Source organism: Veillonella sp. AS16 (assembly GCF_000517785.1).
In the GTDB taxonomy this organism is placed as follows: domain Bacteria; phylum Bacillota; class Negativicutes; order Veillonellales; family Veillonellaceae; genus Veillonella; species Veillonella denticariosi.
Window position 1 is genome coordinate 189,898 of record NZ_AZYX01000007.1, and the last position, 17,696, is coordinate 207,593.

The window sequence follows — 17,696 nt, forward strand, 5'->3', positions numbered from 1 at the left end:
AATGAATGGACTGGAATGTCATATCTAGTAATTTGCCGCTTTTACTGCAAGGAGCCTTAGTAACAGTAGAAATAACCGCAATGTCGGTAGGCTGTGGATTTTTTATAGGTTTATTGGTGTCTTTAGCGAATTTATCAAATTTCAGTATAGTTAGACTATTGGCCAAATGTTATGTTGATATAATTCGTGGTACCCCTCTTTTGGTACAAATATTTTTAATCTATTTTGCATTGCCGATGCTTACAGGACAGAGAATCGATCCGTTTATTGCTGCTGTAACCGCATGTAGCATTAACTCCGGTGCCTATGTTTCTGAAATTTTCCGTGCCGGTATTCAATCTATCGATAAAGGGCAGATGGAAGCGGGACGTTCTCTTGGTTTGACTTGGGGGCAAACGATGCGATATATCGTTATGCCGCAAGCTTTCAAAGCAATAATTCCTCCATTGGGGAATGAATTTATTGCGATGTTGAAAGATTCTTCATTGGTTTCTGTTATCGGGTTTGAAGAGTTAACACGTCGCGGTCAATTAATTATCGCAAAAACGTATGCGTCATTTGAGATTTGGGGAACCGTTGCCATTATTTATCTCATAATGACGGTGAGTATTTCTCAATTAGTTGGATACCTTGAAAGGAAATACAGCATTAAATGATTAGATTAGAAAATGTACATAAAACCTTCGGTAAAAATGAAGTACTTAAAGGTATCAACTTGCATATTGAACAGGGGCAAGTTGTGGTAATCATCGGCCCATCCGGTTCCGGTAAAAGTACGGTGTTGCGTACGATGAATTACTTGGAAGAACCTACATCGGGCAAGGTTATTGTTGATGGCATGGATTTGGCTGATAAGACCAAGTTGAACGAAGTACGCGCTGAAGTGGGCATGGTATTCCAAAACTTCAACTTATTTCCTCATATGACAGTAATGGAGAATCTAACATTGGCGCAAAAGAAGGTGCGTAAATTATCTGATGAGGACGCTAAGAAAGTCGGACAGGCTTTACTTGATCGAGTAGGTTTAGCCGATAAAGCAAATGCGTATCCCGATTCCTTATCGGGCGGGCAAAAACAACGTGTGGCTATCGCTCGTGCGTTAGCGATGAAACCGAAAGTAATGCTTTTTGATGAGCCGACTTCCGCTCTTGATCCGGAAATGGTTCGGGAAGTACTTGATGTTATGAAGTCTCTTGCTTATGAAGGGATGACGATGGTTATCGTTACTCACGAAATGAATTTTGCGAAAGAAGTGGCGGACCGAGTGCTGTTTGTAGACGGCGGCTTAATCTTAGAGGACGATACGCCTAAACATGTATTTGAATCGCCGACGAATGATAGAACAAAATTATTCCTATCTAAAATTTTATAATGATCAATCATAATCGATAGACATCAGATTAGTCATAATTGAGAGATATTAAGAGGTGTGATTACATTGCGTTGTAATTACATCTCTTTTTTGTTCATAAAGAAAACTGAAAAGGTTCATATTTAAATTCATGATAAATGAATGCCTTTATACCTATCAAAAATTATGATGATAGTAATTTATAGTCGTGAAAATGAGTCTGTTAAACAGTGAATGTATAGACAGTTAAATCTGTAAAAATCGATTATACCTATAAATATTTGTGATATAACAATAATTTATGCATTCGACGGTGTAATTGATAATTTTTAATGCATACTTTTATTATTAATATAATGTTGATTTGCTTTTAATATGAACTCTTATAATTCAATTTATAACAGATGTTGCGGGTATAATAAGAAAATTATCTCCATTAAAAAGTTTTTGTATATTCATTAAGCGCACGGTTAATAACGTTTGATATTTTATACATGCTGTGTTATGATACAAATGTAGTGCAAGACAGTAAGACAATATATATATTTTTAGGAGGATGTTACCATGTTAGGTAAAGTGAAATGGTTTAGCGCAGAAAAAGGTTATGGCTTTATTGAAAGAGAAGACGGTAGCGATGTGTTCGTGCATTACTCTGCAATTCAAGATGAAGGATTCAAATCTTTGACTGAAGGTCAAAATGTTGAATTTGAAATCGTTGATGGCAACCGTGGCCCTCAAGCTGCAAATGTTGTTAAAGCGTAATTACATACTGAAAAATACATAAGTACAACATAAATTAAGATCCCGATATCCTTTGGTATCGGGATTTTTTGAGTTATCTTATAAAGCGATTTTATAATTCTGCAAAAATTAAAAAATTTTTTCTAATAAAAAGAGGAGTTTAACGGTCTTATGTAGAAATACTAAATATAGCACGAGACATTAGTATAAATTATGTAAAGCACTCGTATCTCGTGGTTGATTTTTAGAAAGGGTGTTGACTTATGAAAGTAGCTATCAGAGGTAAAAACATTGAAGTGACAAATGCTCTTCGCGAGTACATCGAAAAAAGATTGAGCAAATTGACCCGTTACTTTGATGATGAATTAGATGCACAAGCGGTGCTATCCGTTGTAAGAGATAAATCTACTATCGAAATTACTTGTTTTGTGGATAAAATCGTACTTCGCGGTGTAGAAACAAATGATGATATGTATGCAGCTATCGATTTAGTTGTAGATAAAATTATTCGACAAATTCACAAACATAAAACTCGTTTAGCGAAACGTTTCAAAAAACAGGAAGCGTTCCATCCTGCTCAACTGGATGTACCTGTGGAAGAAGAAACCATCGAAGTTGTAAAACGGAAACATTTTGCAGTACGTCCAATGGATGTAGAGGAAGCTATTTTGCAAATGAATCTTATCGGACATGATTTCTTCATGTTCTTTAATGCGGAAACGGAAAGTATGAATGTCGTATATCGCAGACATGATGGGTTCTACGGTTTGATTGAACCGGAACTTCAATAATTGATAATATCGGTTGACCATTTATTCTAAACTCCTTTCTATTGTCAGCGTCGGCCGATCATTATAAAAAAGTGGATGACTATTTATGTCATCCGCTTTTTATGTGTAGATTTTTCGAGACCGACTGTCGATGAAAGTATATCGAGTTAAAAATGAATATCAAGTTAAAAATATATCTTTTAATTTTGAGTTTATTATGGAACGGTAATGTGGAGAAATAATAGTAAAAGGCCTTTGAATTCTTTGACTATTAAAGGCGTTTTCGTTATAATAAATTAGATAAGATAATGTAAGATGTCCTGTAGAGGAGTGATTTGTTTGTTAGGCTTTTTACAAAGGCTAATTGGCAATAATAGCGCTCATGAAATTAAGAAGATGCGCACTATTGTCGACCATATTAATGAAATTGAACCTAATTATGTAAAACTCAGTGATACTAATTTAGTTGCTAAAACCGATGAGTTTAAGCGTCGCATACAAAAGGGTGAATCCCTGGATGATATATTACCGGAAGCATTTGCTGTCGTTCGTGAAGCATCTAAACGCGTGTTGGGAATGCGTCATTTTGATACGCAAATGATCGGCGGCATTGCACTTCATCGTGGAAATATTTCAGAAATGCGTACCGGTGAAGGTAAAACCTTGGTAGCGACATTACCGGTATATTTAAATGCCCTTACAGGTAAAGGCGTTCATGTTGTTACCGTCAATGATTATTTGGCTACGCGTGATAGCGAGTGGATGGGGAAACTATATAAATTTTTAGGACTATCTGTCGGTCTTATCGTGGCAAACCTTGATTATAACCAACGTAAGGAAGCTTATTCTTGCGATATTACATATGGTACAAATAATGAGTTCGGGTTTGACTATCTGCGTGATAACATGGTATCCGATGCATCGCAAATGGTGCAACGACCTTTGAATTATGCTATCGTCGATGAAGTTGACTCTATTCTTATCGATGAGGCTAGAACCCCATTGATTATTTCGGGACCGGGTCAACGCTCTACGGATAATTATTATAAATTGGCTAAAATCGTTCCTCATCTTGTAAAAGATGAAGACTATACGATTGATGAAAAACAGAAGACCATTGCGCCTACAGATTCGGGTATTGCTAAAGTAGAAAAAATGCTTGGCGTTGAAAACTTGTACGATTCTGAAAATATCGAGTTGAATCATTTGCTCGGTGCCTCCTTACGTGCTTACGCAATGATGCATCGCGATGTCGATTATGTGGTCAAGGACAATGAAGTCGTTATTGTCGATGAATTTACAGGACGTTTGATGTTCGGCCGCCGTTATTCCGATGGCTTGCATCAGGCAATCGAAGCAAAAGAAGGCCTGCAGGTTGAACGTGAAAGCCAGACCTTGGCATCCATTACATTCCAGAACTATTTCCGTATGTATGAAAAATTAGCAGGTATGACCGGTACGGCTAAAACGGAAGAAAAGGAATTCAACGATATTTACGGATTGGACGTACTGCCGATTCCACCTAATAAACCGTTGGCCCGTGTGGATTTACCGGATCAGATTTTTAAAACGAAGGCTGCTAAGTATCGTGCCGTTGTACGCAATGCTGTAGAGCGTCATCAGAAGGGGCAACCGATTTTGATCGGTACAACTTCCATCACACAATCTGAAGAACTTTCAGATATGTTATTACGTGCCGGTGTACCTCACAAGGTTTTGAACGCGAAACATCATGAAAAAGAAGCGGAAATCGTTGCAGATGCGGGCCAAATGGGTATGGTGACCATTGCCACGAATATGGCCGGCCGCGGTACTGATATTTCCCTCGGTGAAGGTGTGGCTGAACTCGGCGGTTTGGCTATTTTAGGTACAGAACGTCATGAAAGCCGTCGTATCGATAACCAATTGCGCGGTCGTGCAGGCCGTCAAGGTGACCCGGGGTCATCGCAGTTCTTCTTGTCCTTAGAGGATGATTTGATGCGTATCTTTGGTGCCGATAATATTTCGGGTATCATGGATAAATTAGGCATGGAAGAAGACGAGCCTATCGAACATTCGTTGATTACTAAATCAATTGAACGGGCTCAAAAGAAAGTAGAAGATCATAACTATAATATTCGTAAGTATGTCCTTGAATATGATGATGTTATGAATCAACAACGTGAAGTTCTGTATGAACAACGTCGTCGCATTTTATGCAATGAATCATTGCGTGAAACTATAGATGAAATGATTAATAAGCTGGTGACTGAGTCTGTAGATACTTATGCGGATGAAAAACTCTATCCGGAGGAATGGGACTATGAAGGCTTATATAAACATTTGAGTCAATACTTCTTAACAGAAGATATTATGTCAGCTCAAGACATGGAGGAATATAGTCGTCAGGACCTCTTGGAACGCTTATTGGATATTGCTCATGAAGAGTACCAAGACCGTGTGGATATGCTTGGCGAAGCTATGTTCGGACAACTTGAAAAGGCTATTATGTTGCGCGTTGTTGATAACAAATGGATGGAACATTTGGATAATATGGACATGCTGCGTGAAGGTATCGGCCTTCGTGCATATGGACAAAAAAATCCGTTGGTGGAATATAAATTTGAAGCCTATGAAATGTTCCAACGTATGATTGAAGCGATTCAAGATGAGACAATCATGGCGTTATACAAAATTCGTGCACAATTGATTGAGGAAATTGAACAACCTGTTGATCACTTGGAAGGTGCACAACCCCATCATGAAGATGTGTTGGAGCCACAAAATATAGATTAAAATTTGTGAATGGCACGTTGCTCAGTGGGAGATCTTTTGGGCAACGGCCATTTTGCATTTTACTGGAATCATTATCGAAGGTGGTGAACATAAATTGTTAGAGGATTTAAAACCGATTATTGCAAACCTGGAAGAACGAATTTATGGAATGAGGGATTCACTTTAACATCGCTCAGAAGGAAGAGCGGATTTTTACGCTTGACGTGCAGATGAGTGATCCCACATTTTGGGATAATCCGGATAAGGCCCGTGAGATATCTCAAGAGGCGACACAACTGAAAAATGCTGTGGAAGGTTATAAACAATTGGTTAGCGATATTGAAGATGCCGGTGTTATGCTGGATATGGCTATTGAGGAAGACGATTCTTCAATGGAAGGCGATATTAAAGATTATGTTGACCATATTGAAGAAACCGTTGAGAAACAAGAAGTATTGCTCTTATTGAGCGGTGAATATGATGCGAATAATGCGATTCTGACTTTCCATGCCGGAGCCGGCGGCACAGAGGCACAAGACTGGTGTTCTATGCTGATTCGTATGTATTTACGATGGGCTGAAAAATCGGGATATTCTGTTGAACTTATGGATGAACAGCCCGGCGATGAAGCAGGTATCAAATCTGCCACATTTCTTATTAAAGGCGAAAATAGTTTCGGGTATTTAAAATCAGAAAAGGGTGTACATCGTCTTGTTCGGATTTCACCATTTGATGCGGCGGCGCGTCGTCATACATCTTTTGCAGCTGTCGATGTTATGCCGGAAATAGATGATACGGTGGATATCAATATCGATATGAAGGATGTACAAGTCGACACATATCGGGCCAGTGGTGCCGGCGGACAGCATATTAATAAGACCGATTCCGCTGTCCGTATGACTCATAGACCGACGGGAATCGTCGTACAATGTCAGTCTCAACGCTCTCAAATACAGAATAGAGAACAGGCATTACGATTATTGCGGGCTAAATTATTCGAACTGGAACTAGAAAAACAGGCTGAATTGAAGGAACAAATCGGTGGTACCTATCAGGCCATTGAATGGGGAAGTCAAATCAGATCCTATGTATTCCATCCATATAATCTTGTAAAAGATCATCGTACCGGCGTGGAAACTGGCAATGTACAATCCGTTATGGATGGTAACATTGATCAATTCATCGAAGGGTACTTGAAAAAGGAAGCTAATTTAACAATTTAGGAGACATGATGAAAAAGCTTTTACTCTTTTTACTGGTGCTTGTTGTGGGCATCTTCTTAGCGACTCAATTTTTATTGCCTAACTATGTAGAATCGCGCATTGAAAAGGAAATCAATAAGTCTCTACAACCCGATTCTCAAGTGGTTAATGTAGAGGTGCAGCCCGGCTTTAAACTGTTATATGGGGAAGCGGATGAAGTGTCGGGTACACTTAAAAATGTACGATTAGGCAAATTGAATTTTGCAAACTTTGACTATGATGCAAAGCAAATTTTAATTAATCCTGTTTCTTTGATTGCTAATCAGGAACTGGATGTGATTAGCGTGGGGAAAGCTAGCATCGACGGTGTTATTACAAGTGCGGATTTATCTGCATTTTTGAGTGAACAAGCAGGTAACACCATTAAAGATGTTAAGGTGAACATCGGCAATGATAAGATTACCTTATCCGGGGATATGAATGTTGGTATGGTGTTCCGTGGTACTACTCAACTTGAAGGTGCGTTGGAATTAAAGGGAAATACATTGGTTTTTGCGCCTAAGAGATTTACTCTTAACGGTGCAACGATTCCGGGTTTCACATATGGTATTCTGGAAACTACAGAAATTTACGATTTCAATACGTTCCCGATTCCTGTGAAAGCGGAACGTATAGACGTTACTAATGGGGAAATTCATATCAAAGTTATCCCTGTACTCAAATAGAAAGGATTTGCCGTGAATCGTCGGAGCGCACAAAAAAATAAGTATTCTTTGATTCTTATACTTTGTATTATTGTTGGTTTATTATCATCGTTATACTTGGTATTTGAACGACATCAAATTGAAAAGTCTCAAAATCATATTGAAAATATTGTTGACTACGATGCGGTATTGCGTGCCAATGCCTTTGAAAAAAGAAGTCAGGAAGAAGCTTTTGATGCATTGCGGAATGCAGGTGTCACAGCATTTGCCATTTATGATCGCACATTGGAAAAGGCGCACGATGCCGGTCAAATCAGATTATTGACTGCTCAAGATATGAGTTCCGTTCGTGTTAACGGAGCATCTGTAAAACCGGGGGCTCTGTATATAGCACTTGCCTCAGGCAAGGAAGGTTATTACAAGGAAATTCGTGAGGATTTGTATCATCGTATCGGCAAGGATAAGGTACATGAACTCAACACGAGCATAGGACCTGTTATTGAATTATACGGTGCTACAGAAGATAGTTATAAAAAGATGAATCTCGGCATTTCCAAATTACAGGCTGAGGAAGTGGCCAATAAAGGCTTTAATGTTATTGTCCGACCTACTAACTACAGAAATGTAACATCTGAAGATATTCAATACGTCTTTAATCGCCTAGATGGAGTGCCTCATGTGACCGGTATGATTTTTGCCGGGAAAGAGGCTCTGGGGGCACCGAATCATATCGATGAAACAGTGGAACTGTTAAATAAACACCATATCCCATTAGTCGGTATTGAGGCGGTAAACCAGCTGCAATACGAGCCACAACAAGGCTTTCTTGAAATGGCTGCCAAGAACGGCTATAGTGTAGGACGAGTTTATACAATCGCTAAAGATGAATTAAAGAAAATCACACCTGAAGAGTCCGCCCAGCGCTTCTATATCAGTGATATTGAACGCAATATTCGCTATAATTTGTTCCCTGTATATGAAACCGGTCAAAATAATGAGACCGTGTTACAAACGACAATTAATTATATTGCGATGGCAACAGACAAGTTATCTGCAAAAGGCTATGAGTTTGGTCCTGCCGATATTTATCCGGCGTATACGCCGAATCCTCTACTTGTCGTATTGAGTATGATCGGTGCGGTGGCATTGTTTGTATATGTGGCGCAGATGTTCATACCTATGCCTAAACATACGCAGTTAGTTGCATTCTTTGGTATCTCTTTAGTGTCTATCATAATTTTTATTATTACGAGCGGCACGTTGATTACTCAGATTTGGGCCCTTTCATCAGCTGTACTGGCACCTGTAGGTGCTATGATTTGCCTGATGGAGGAATGGCGCCGGTATGACGCTTCTCGCCCGTTGGGGACGGTTAAATCCATACTGCTTTCCGTGTTATACCTTGTTGTCGCCGCATTATTCGCGGCTATAGGGGGAATGTTCATCGCAGCTCTCCTTGGAAATACGAAATTCTTTATGGAGTTTGCACTCTTCAGAGGTGTTAAATTAACATTTGTATTGCCGATTATTCTTGTAATGATAGCTTATTTACAACGGTTTCCCCTCTGGAAAGGGCGCATGATTAACTCTAAAGAAGAAGCCAAACAGTTCATTATTGAGTTTCTTACGATGGACGTTAAGTTTTATGTGTTCTTTATCATTGCCGCGTTAGGTGGTGCAGCTTGGGTATTTTTAGGGCGCAGCGGTCATACGGCAGGCGTGCCGGTGCCGGGTTTTGAATTGATGCTTCGCCGATTCCTTGAGAATACACTATATGCACGACCTCGTGAAAAGGAATTTATCATTGGACATCCTATGTTGATGTTAGCTACTTTTGGATTCCTTAGAAACTGGCCTACAGTAATTCATTTTGTTTTGACTATTACCGGTGTTATCGGTATTGCATCTATGGTTGAAACATTCTGTCATATTCGGACCCCTGTATTTATGTCCATCATGCGAGGCTATGATGGATTGCTTATAGGTGTTATTATCGGTCTTGCGTTGATTATTGCGATACGTTTTATGATGTACGTAACACAATGGTTTCAACAGCAGGAGGTAAAACATGAGTAATATTGTTATCTCCGGTTATTACGGCTTTGGCAATGCCGGTGATGAAGCCATGTTATGTGCTATCGTTGATGCCATTCGTAAGGAAGAAGCTGATGCGCACATAACGGTTATTTCGGGGAATCCGCAAGAGACCAGTAAGAAACATGATATTCATGCTGTCGGTACTTTTTCAGCATTAGGTATCGTGAAAGCCATTGCGAGCTCCGATTTGGTCATCAGCGGGGGCGGCAGTCTTTTACAAGATGCGACGAGTATACGTAATACATATTATTACTTGAGTATTATGGGTCTCGCAAAGCTGATGGGGAAAAAGGTTATGCTTTACTCTCAAGGTATAGGACCTCTCAATCGCAAATCTACACGACGTGCCGTAGGATGCATGTTGAAATTCGTAGATGCCATTACGGTACGCGATTCTATTTCTAAAGATGAATTGGAATCCTTAGGAATTGAGAATGTAGAGGTTACCGCCGATGCGGTACTGGCTATGAATAAAGCTGATATATCTATCGGTCAGCATATTTTAGACGGGTACACGTCTAGGTTGCCTGATACCGTGATATCACCTAGGCGTATTGGTGTTGCGGTACGCAGCTGGAAAGAGGATACGGAGTATCGGGAATCGCTGGCTAATGTGTTGGCGCGTTTACAGGAACAGGACCAAGTAGAAATTATATTTATCCCTATGTCTCATCCCGAGGATACTAAAGAAGCAAAACTGATTGCCGGTCTTATGCCGAAGGGGGCTATTGTGTTAGAAGGCCCATTTTCCACAGAGCAGCAATTATCTTTATCCGGAAATGTGGATCTGATGATCGGTATACGTCTCCATGCATTGGTGTTCAGTTCTCTCATGGGAAAACCTGTTATCGGAATCTCCTATGATCCGAAAATCACCAGTTTTTTACATATGATTGGTCAAGAACCGATTGGAACAATGACTCATTTGAGGGAAGAAGCATTATATAGACGTTGCCATGAATTATTGACGTCAAAGACTGTTTATCAGGAGTCCTATGACCGTATCCAAGCATTGAGATCAGATTCTCAACGCAATGCGGAAATCGCTATTTCATTGTTAAAGGATTTCTAATTATATATGGATAGTATCCAGAAAGTGAGGTCTCTATGGCTGCATTAACACAAGATGTTAAACAATTAGTTCAAGAGAAAGCAAAAGCTATTCGCGTTAGTATTATACAGTCTGTTACGGCTGCCAAATCAGGGCATCCCGGAGGTTCCTTATCTATCGCTGATGTAATGGCATTGCTTTATTATGTAGAGATGAATGTGGATGCTAAAAATCCTAAGAATCCCGATAGAGACCGCTTTGTATTATCTAAAGGGCATGCGGCACCCGCTTTGTATGCGACATTGGCGGAAAAGGGATATTTTCCGAAAGAGGAGCTCCTCAATCTTCGCAAAATCAATCATATGTTACAGGGCCATCCGGATATGAAACATACACCGGGCGTGGATATGTCTACAGGTTCTTTGGGACAGGGTATATCTGCAGCCTGTGGTATGGCTTTAGCCGGTAAAATCGATAATGCTGATTATCGTGTTTACTCCATTCTCGGAGACGGTGAGCTCGAAGAGGGACAAGTATGGGAAGCAGCTATGTTTGCCGGCCATTATAAGCTAAACAATCTGACTGCTTTTGTCGATTTTAACGGATTACAAATTGATGGAGATATTACAAAAGTATTGTCTCCATTGCCGATCCCTGAAAAATTTAAAGCTTTCAATTGGAATGTAATCGAAGTGGATGGTCATAATCTCGATGAGTTGCACGATGCCATCGAAACGGCAAAGGCTTTCACAGAAGGACCTACATGTATCGTAATGCACACCGTAAAAGGTAAGGGCGTCGGAGAAATGGAAGGTCAAGCCGGCTGGCACGGCAAGGCTCCGAGTGCTGAACAAGGTACGGAGTTTGTGAATGAAATTATGGGGGTGCAATAATGGGTAAAGCAACACGTGAAGCATATGGCAATGCACTGGCTCGCATTGGCAAAGCCAATCAGAATATCATCGTTCTAGATGCGGATTTATCTAAATCCACCAAGACCGATACATTTAAAACGGCATGTCCCGAACGTTTTTTCAATGTGGGTATTGCGGAACAGAACTTGATTTCCGTCGGTGCAGGATTGGCTGCGGCAGGAAAGATTCCGTTTGTATCTTCCTTTGCTATGTTTGCGACGGGACGTGCGTTTGAGCAGATTCGAAATGCTGTATGTTACCCGAAACTCAATGTGAAAGTATGTGCCACTCATGCGGGAATTACCGTTGGTGAAGACGGGGCGACTCATCAGAGTTTAGAAGATATTTCCTGTATGCGTACATTGCCCAATATGACGGTTATCGTTCCGGCTGATGAACGGGAAACAGAAGCTGTTATTGAATGGGCTGCGTCTTATGAGGGACCTGTATATGTTCGCTTGGGCCGGGCCGGAGTAGAGGATGTAACGGCAGAAGGTTATACGTTTAAACCGGGCAGATCTACAACGCTAGCTGATGGATCCGATGTAACTGTCATCGCATGCGGCGCCTTAGTCGGACCTGCACTTGAGGCGGCTAAAATATTAGGTCAGTCCAATGTATCGGCTCGTGTTATCAATATGGCATCTATTAAACCTATCGATACTGATGCTATTGTAAAAGCAGCCGCTGAAACAGGTGCTATAGTGACTGCGGAAGAGCATAATATCATCGGCGGCCTCGGTTCTGCCGTGGCGGAAGTAGTGGTGGCTGATAATCCGGTACCTATGGAATTCGTCGGTGTTCAAGATACGTTTGGGGAGAGCGGGACACCAAAAGAATTGATGGTAAAATACGGTTTGTCCGCAGATGATATTGTGGCAGCAGCAAAACGTGTAATCGCTCGTAAGTAATAAAAGGGGACCCCCATGATTGAATTTAAGAATGTTAGTAAAGTTTATGATAATGGTTCCATTGCATTAGATGACGTTTGCTTGACGATTAATGACGGCGAATTTGTGCTTATTTGCGGTCACAGCGGTGCAGGGAAATCAACATTATTTAAATTATTAACTCATGAAGTCGTACCGGATTCGGGTACTGTTCTTGTTGATGAGTTTGATGTTACGCGCATGAAACGCGGTAAAATTCCAAAGTTGCGTAGAAAACTGGGCGTAGTATTCCAGGACTTCCGTCTTTTACCTAATAAGACGGTATCTGAAAATATCGCCTTCGCTCTCGAAGTAATCGAGGAAAAACCAAAGGTGATTAGAGAGAAAGTAAGTCATGTTCTTGAATTGGTGGGTTTGACTGATAAGGCGAATGACATGCCGGAGGATTTATCCGGCGGAGAGCAGCAACGCGTTGCAATCGCTCGGGCTATTGTCAATCGCCCGACCGTTCTTATTGCTGATGAACCGACGGGAAATTTAGACCCTACAACGAGTCGGGATATTGTAGATTTATTTAAACATATCAATAATTTCGGCACTACCGTTATTATGGTTACTCATAATATGGATATTGTTTCGTACTTAAACAAGCGTGTTATCCGTCTTAAAGATGGTCGTGTACAGAGTGATAATATGAGAGGTGCAGAAGTTAATGAAGCCTAGAACATTAAAATACTTTTTCAAAGAAGCCCTCAAGTCGATGAAGCGCAATGGATTAATGACATTGGCATCCATTTCGACGGTGGCATTATCCTTATTCATGCTCGGTGTTTTCCTTTGCGGTGTTATAAACTTGAATAATATGGCATCCAGCTTGGAAAATCAGGTGCAGCTAAGTGTATACCTTAAGGATGGTCTGACAACGGATCAGATTATGGCTGTGGGAAAACAGATAAAGGCGATTCCGAATTTAAAACATTTGGAATTTGTAAATAAAGAACAGGCCATGAAGGAATTTAAGGAACGTTTGGGGGACCAGCAACAGCTGGTAAATGCTTTAGGTGGGGTGAACCCGTTACCTAATTCGTACGTATTGACCTTTGATAATCCGAATGATGTAAAGACGACCGCTAAACTGGTGACAACCTTCCAAGGGGTTGAAAGTACTCATTACGGGCAAGATATTGTGGAGGAGTTATTCCGCATCACTCAAGTTATCAGAATCGGTGGCATCGTATTGATTGCTTTCTTAGCGGCTGCTACATTGTTTATCATTTCCAATACAATTCGTCTTACCGTATTTGCACGTCGTAAAGAAATCGCCATCATGAAATACGTAGGGGCTACGAATGGTTTTATTCGTTGGCCATTCTTGATTGAAGGTATGTTGTTGGGCTTTATCGGGGCCGTCATTGCCGTTCTTTGCGTAGGTGAGTTTTATCATTTCATTTCGATGGAAGTATCCGAATCATTGGCATTCTTTCCATTAGTACCGATGTTCCCATTTTTCTATGATGTAGCACTATATATCTTAGGTGGCGGCATCGTAGTCGGTGCTATCGGCAGTACTATTTCTTTAAAACAATATATGAAGGTGTAATAGTTTATGAAATATTACATGTTTAAGTCACGTCTTGTAGCGATGCTTTTAACAGGTATAGTCGTATTGGGAACACCTCTATACATAGCGGCGGAAGATGAGGATTTGACAAATCAGCTAGATGCTATTCAACAACAGGTAAATCAACAGAATGCAATTAAGACAGATGCGGAAAGCGTTATTGTCAGCGTATCTGAACAATTGCGACAAATTGAAGTACAGTTGCGGCAGGCACAACATGATTTGGAAACCATTCAACAGCAACGAGTTGCCGTTGAAAATGATATTACTGTCAATGAAAAGCTGTTGGCGGAAGCTCAAAAACGATTAAAGGGGCGTGAGGCTGTTTTCTATAAACGGGTAAGAGATATTTATATCAACGGGCGTCTCAGTTATATCGATGTGGTTATCGGCTCAAAGGATTTTAATGATTTTGCGAATCGTTTGGAAATTTTAAAACGCATCATTGATTCCGATATAAATCTCATCAATGAAATCAAAAAGGAACGCGCTGAAATTGAAGCTCGAAAGCAGGCGTTGGAACAATCCAGGGCAAAACTTGTAGAATTAGAAAAGGCAGCTGTCGCGAAACAAGCTGAAATTGAACAGAAAAAGCAAGAACGTGCCGTCGTATTAGAGAAGGCTAAGACTGATCAGGCGACAGCCATGAAGGCGATTGAGGAATTAAATGCATCCTCAGCGCAGATTACAGCACTTTTGAAACAGCGTCAGGCGGAACGGGCGGCAGCCCGAGCTGCTGCGGCACAGCAGGCTTCATCATCAGGATATACCTGGGTGCAGGGGACAGGACAATTAGGTTGGCCTGTAAGTGGTGAGATTACTTCGCCTTATGGTTACCGTACACATCCGATTTGGGGAACCACGATTTATCATTCCGGTATCGATATCGGGGTTGATGAAGGTACTCCTGTTCATGCGGCTGATGGCGGTACTGTTGTTTGGTCCGGCTGGATGGGCGGTTATGGTTATGCCGTAGTTATCGATCATGGTAATGGTATGTCCACCTTATACGGTCATAATTCTGATTTAGCCGTTTCTGAAGGACAGGATGTTGGAAAAGGGCAGGTTATTGCCTATGCAGGTAGTACCGGTAACAGTACCGGCCCACACGTGCATTTTGAAGTTCGTATAAGTGGGGATCCTGTGGATCCAATGGGATATTTATAATATGAAATTTGATACACGGACGGTACTCTGGTCCTTATTGAGATATATAGGGGCCGGTATCGTCATCATGTGGCTTACCTTCTGGTACCTATCAGGTTCTTTTTTCGGGTTGCCGCGATTATTTGTTGCTTACTATGCAGCCAGTCAAGTCTTTATGACGCCTATGGATAAGTCTACATTGTATGACGGAATGTTAAAGGGGCTGGTGGATTCTTTAGGGGATCCGCATAGCGTATATTTAAATGCGGATGAATATAGTAATATAAAACAACAGACTTCCGCTACATATGCCGGTGTCGGTATGGTTTTAGGTATTGACGAACAAGGTTTATATGCGGTCAGCGTCATGGAAGATCAACCGGCCGCTAAAGCCGGCGTTAAAACTGGTGACCATATTTTAACCATTGATGGTCAATCCACCAAAGATGTTCCTATTGATCAGGCCTCCGGGCTTATCAGAGGGGAACCCGGAACAGTAGTAGCACTTGATGTGGAACGAAATGGGGAAAAGCTTCATTTTGATATCACTCGAGAGTCTATTGTTTTACCTACTGTAAAAAGTAAAATGCTTACACCTACAATCGGCTACATTCGAGTAAGTCAATTTGCAGAATATACGGCTGACGATTTCGAAACTCAATATAAGGAATTGCAGTCCCAAGGCATGAAAGCATTAGTTCTTGATTTACGGGATAACCCGGGCGGATTGCTTTCTACAGCAGAGAAGCTGTCCAATTATATTATGCCCCCGGGAACACTCGTAACTGTTCAAGATCGTTCCGGTAAATTGGCTACTTATAAATCAGACGGTTCTGAAACGACAATTCCATTAGTTGTTTTAGTTAATAAGGGATCCGCCAGTGCATCTGAAATCATTGCGGGTGCTATTCAGGATCGTAAGTTGGGAACGATTTTGGGGACTAACACATATGGTAAAGGAACGGTACAGTCCGTATATCCAAGCTTTGATAATGAAGGTATCAAGGTGACTATAGCCAAGTATCATACGCCGAATGATCGTGTTATTGACGGTATCGGCATTAGCCCTGATGTAGAGTTGGATTTACCGAAAGGGGTATCTCCATCAAGTACATTAGAAGATATTCAAATTCAGAAAGCAGTGGAACTGTTACAATAATAGTTCATAGGAGTCAACATATGTTTATAGATCGAGCCCGTGTATTTGTGAAAGCCGGTGACGGCGGTGACGGCATGTCCAGTTTCCGTCGTGAAAAATACGTTCCTAACGGTGGGCCTAGCGGCGGTGACGGCGGTAAAGGGGCAGATGTCATCTTTAAAGCCGATAAAAATATTAATACTCTCGTCGATTTCCGATATAAGCGGCAATTTAAGGCCCCTGCGGGCGGCAATGGTGAAAGCTCCAATAAACACGGTCGCGGGGCGGAACCGCTTATTATTCCGGTACCTTTAGGTACAGTGATAAAAGAAGAAGAATCGGGACGAATTTTTTGTGATCTCATCAATGATGGGGATATGTACATCATTGCCAAAGGTGGTCGTGGTGGCCGCGGCAATGCACGATTTCAGACCAGTTCCAATCGCGCACCGACATTTGCGGAAAAGGGTGAGCCCGGTGAAGAATTCTGGTTGCAATTGGAATTGAAGGTTCTTGCTGATGTGGGCTTACTGGGGTATCCGAGCGTGGGTAAATCAAGCATTCTCCGAAGGGTATCTAAAGCACAGCCGGAGGTGGCGGCCTATCATTTTACCACATTAACACCTGTTCTAGGGGTAGTGACACTTTCCGGTGAACGCAGCTTTGTATTGGCCGATATTCCGGGACTCATAGAGGGGGCCAGTGAAGGTGTGGGATTAGGTCATAATTTCCTGCGTCATATCGAACGTACCAATATTCTGATTCATGTATTAGATGTATCCGGTATCGAAGGCCGTGATCCGAAGGCTGATTTTGATGCTATTAATGAGGAGTTGCGTAAATACTCTGAAAAACTGGCGAATAAGAAGCAAATTGTTGCACTGAATAAAATTGACCTGGTTTTTGATGACACCACGATTCCTGATACGAAGAAATATTTTGAAGATAAGGGCTATGAGGTGTTCCTCATCAATGCTCTTAGCGGTGACGGTTTATCTGAACTTATGGAGCGGGCATACTATTACGTAGAAAATTATGAACCGGAACCTGAGGCTACTGACGATACGGTGATGTATGAGGCAAAACCAGATGTGGAATTTGTAATTACTCGCGGTGATGATGCAGCTTTTTATATAACCGGTAAACGAATTGAACGATTGGTAGCTATGACAAATCTAAGTGACGATCAATCGCTTCGCAGATTCCAACGCATTTGGCGCTTTATGGAATTAGATGCTAAATTGAAGGAAAAAGGTTGTAAAGACGGTGATGAAGTTGTTATCGGCGATCAACGCTTTACATTCCAAGAGTAGGAGT

General features: G+C 41.2%; 16 protein-coding genes. All 16 read left to right on the forward strand.

All coding sequences use genetic code 11. The features are described 5' to 3' along the window. The first annotated feature begins 5 nt into the window (after positions 1-5). The 16 genes from HMPREF1521_RS01000 to obgE all read left to right on the forward strand — a co-directional run bounded on the left by HMPREF1521_RS01000 (position 6) and on the right by obgE (position 17,692). Positions 6-656: an amino acid ABC transporter permease gene (locus HMPREF1521_RS01000; RefSeq protein WP_038114756.1), complete on the forward strand. Its 651-nt coding sequence runs from the start codon at positions 6-8 to the stop codon at positions 654-656. Continuing rightward, on the forward strand, positions 653-1,372 hold the full coding sequence (locus tag HMPREF1521_RS01005) for an amino acid ABC transporter ATP-binding protein (protein WP_038114760.1): 720 nt from the start codon (positions 653-655) through the stop codon (positions 1,370-1,372). Before HMPREF1521_RS01000 ends, HMPREF1521_RS01005 begins: the two co-directional genes overlap by 4 nt. A gap of 543 nt (positions 1,373-1,915) precedes the next feature. Next, on the forward strand, positions 1,916-2,113 hold the full coding sequence (locus HMPREF1521_RS01010) for a cold shock domain-containing protein (protein ID WP_004693056.1): 198 nt from the start codon (positions 1,916-1,918) through the stop codon (positions 2,111-2,113). A 242-nt stretch (positions 2,114-2,355) separates the two neighbouring features. Then, positions 2,356-2,883, forward strand: a complete 528-nt coding sequence (hpf, locus tag HMPREF1521_RS01015) for a ribosome hibernation-promoting factor, HPF/YfiA family (protein ID WP_038114762.1) — start codon at positions 2,356-2,358, stop codon at positions 2,881-2,883. 318 nt (positions 2,884-3,201) lie between these two features. Further along, complete coding sequence (gene secA / locus HMPREF1521_RS01020; protein ID WP_038114764.1) at positions 3,202-5,637, forward strand: preprotein translocase subunit SecA; 2,436 nt, start codon at positions 3,202-3,204, stop codon at positions 5,635-5,637. A gap of 94 nt (positions 5,638-5,731) precedes the next feature. Then, a protein-coding gene (gene prfB, locus HMPREF1521_RS01025; protein ID WP_232203178.1) for a peptide chain release factor 2 occupies positions 5,732-6,839 on the forward strand; the annotation gives its coding sequence in 2 pieces (ribosomal slippage) (positions 5,732-5,788 and positions 5,790-6,839; 1,107 coding nt in all). An 8-nt stretch (positions 6,840-6,847) separates the two neighbouring features. Then, positions 6,848-7,543, forward strand: coding sequence for a DUF2993 domain-containing protein (locus HMPREF1521_RS01030; RefSeq protein WP_038114768.1), 696 nt, complete (start codon positions 6,848-6,850; stop codon positions 7,541-7,543). A 12-nt stretch (positions 7,544-7,555) separates the two neighbouring features. Then, complete coding sequence (locus tag HMPREF1521_RS01035) at positions 7,556-9,598, forward strand: DUF5693 family protein (RefSeq protein ID WP_038114769.1); 2,043 nt, start codon at positions 7,556-7,558, stop codon at positions 9,596-9,598. Continuing rightward, positions 9,591-10,691 carry a polysaccharide pyruvyl transferase CsaB gene (csaB, locus tag HMPREF1521_RS01040; RefSeq protein WP_038114770.1) on the forward strand — a complete coding sequence of 367 codons (1,101 nt, stop codon included), beginning with the start codon at positions 9,591-9,593 and terminating at the stop codon, positions 10,689-10,691. Before HMPREF1521_RS01035 ends, csaB begins: the two co-directional genes overlap by 8 nt. A gap of 35 nt (positions 10,692-10,726) precedes the next feature. Further along, positions 10,727-11,563: a transketolase gene (locus tag HMPREF1521_RS01045; RefSeq protein WP_038114772.1), complete on the forward strand. Its 837-nt coding sequence runs from the start codon at positions 10,727-10,729 to the stop codon at positions 11,561-11,563. Continuing rightward, on the forward strand, positions 11,563-12,495 hold the full coding sequence (locus tag HMPREF1521_RS01050) for a transketolase family protein (RefSeq protein ID WP_038114774.1): 933 nt from the start codon (positions 11,563-11,565) through the stop codon (positions 12,493-12,495). Before HMPREF1521_RS01045 ends, HMPREF1521_RS01050 begins: the two co-directional genes overlap by 1 nt. Before the next feature lie 15 nt (positions 12,496-12,510). Next, a complete protein-coding gene (gene ftsE / locus HMPREF1521_RS01055; protein WP_038114775.1) occupies positions 12,511-13,197 on the forward strand; it encodes a cell division ATP-binding protein FtsE in 687 nt (228 codons plus the stop codon). Further along, complete coding sequence (ftsX, locus tag HMPREF1521_RS01060) at positions 13,187-14,074, forward strand: permease-like cell division protein FtsX (protein ID WP_038114777.1); 888 nt, start codon at positions 13,187-13,189, stop codon at positions 14,072-14,074. Before ftsE ends, ftsX begins: the two co-directional genes overlap by 11 nt. 6 nt (positions 14,075-14,080) lie before the next feature. Continuing rightward, positions 14,081-15,262, forward strand: coding sequence for a murein hydrolase activator EnvC (locus tag HMPREF1521_RS01065; protein ID WP_038114779.1), 1,182 nt, complete (start codon positions 14,081-14,083; stop codon positions 15,260-15,262). Position 15,263: 1 nt separating this feature from the next. Beyond that, on the forward strand, positions 15,264-16,400 hold the full coding sequence (locus HMPREF1521_RS01070; protein WP_038114783.1) for a S41 family peptidase: 1,137 nt from the start codon (positions 15,264-15,266) through the stop codon (positions 16,398-16,400). Positions 16,401-16,420: 20 nt separating this feature from the next. Further along, positions 16,421-17,692, forward strand: a complete 1,272-nt coding sequence (obgE, locus tag HMPREF1521_RS01075) for a GTPase ObgE (RefSeq protein WP_038114785.1) — start codon at positions 16,421-16,423, stop codon at positions 17,690-17,692. Positions 17,693-17,696: the final 4 nt, after the last annotated feature.

Bases quoted from the DNA above. Each gene is read 5' to 3' on its own strand.
- HMPREF1521_RS01005 (WP_038114760.1), top strand. From the start codon at position 653: ATGATTAGATTAGAAAATGTACATAAAACCTTCGGTAAAAATGAAGTA.
- HMPREF1521_RS01065 (WP_038114779.1), top strand. From the start codon at position 14,081: ATGAAATATTACATGTTTAAGTCACGTCTTGTAGCGATGCTTTTAACA.
- HMPREF1521_RS01030 (WP_038114768.1), top strand. From the start codon at position 6,848: ATGAAAAAGCTTTTACTCTTTTTACTGGTGCTTGTTGTGGGCATCTTC.
- obgE (WP_038114785.1), top strand. From the start codon at position 16,421: ATGTTTATAGATCGAGCCCGTGTATTTGTGAAAGCCGGTGACGGCGGT.
- HMPREF1521_RS01070 (WP_038114783.1), top strand. From the start codon at position 15,264: ATGAAATTTGATACACGGACGGTACTCTGGTCCTTATTGAGATATATA.
- HMPREF1521_RS01010 (WP_004693056.1), top strand. From the start codon at position 1,916: ATGTTAGGTAAAGTGAAATGGTTTAGCGCAGAAAAAGGTTATGGCTTT.
- HMPREF1521_RS01000 (WP_038114756.1), top strand. From the start codon at position 6: ATGGACTGGAATGTCATATCTAGTAATTTGCCGCTTTTACTGCAAGGA.
- ftsX (WP_038114777.1), top strand. From the start codon at position 13,187: ATGAAGCCTAGAACATTAAAATACTTTTTCAAAGAAGCCCTCAAGTCG.
- HMPREF1521_RS01045 (WP_038114772.1), top strand. From the start codon at position 10,727: ATGGCTGCATTAACACAAGATGTTAAACAATTAGTTCAAGAGAAAGCA.
- ftsE (WP_038114775.1), top strand. From the start codon at position 12,511: ATGATTGAATTTAAGAATGTTAGTAAAGTTTATGATAATGGTTCCATT.
- hpf (WP_038114762.1), top strand. From the start codon at position 2,356: ATGAAAGTAGCTATCAGAGGTAAAAACATTGAAGTGACAAATGCTCTT.
- HMPREF1521_RS01050 (WP_038114774.1), top strand. From the start codon at position 11,563: ATGGGTAAAGCAACACGTGAAGCATATGGCAATGCACTGGCTCGCATT.
- csaB (WP_038114770.1), top strand. From the start codon at position 9,591: ATGAGTAATATTGTTATCTCCGGTTATTACGGCTTTGGCAATGCCGGT.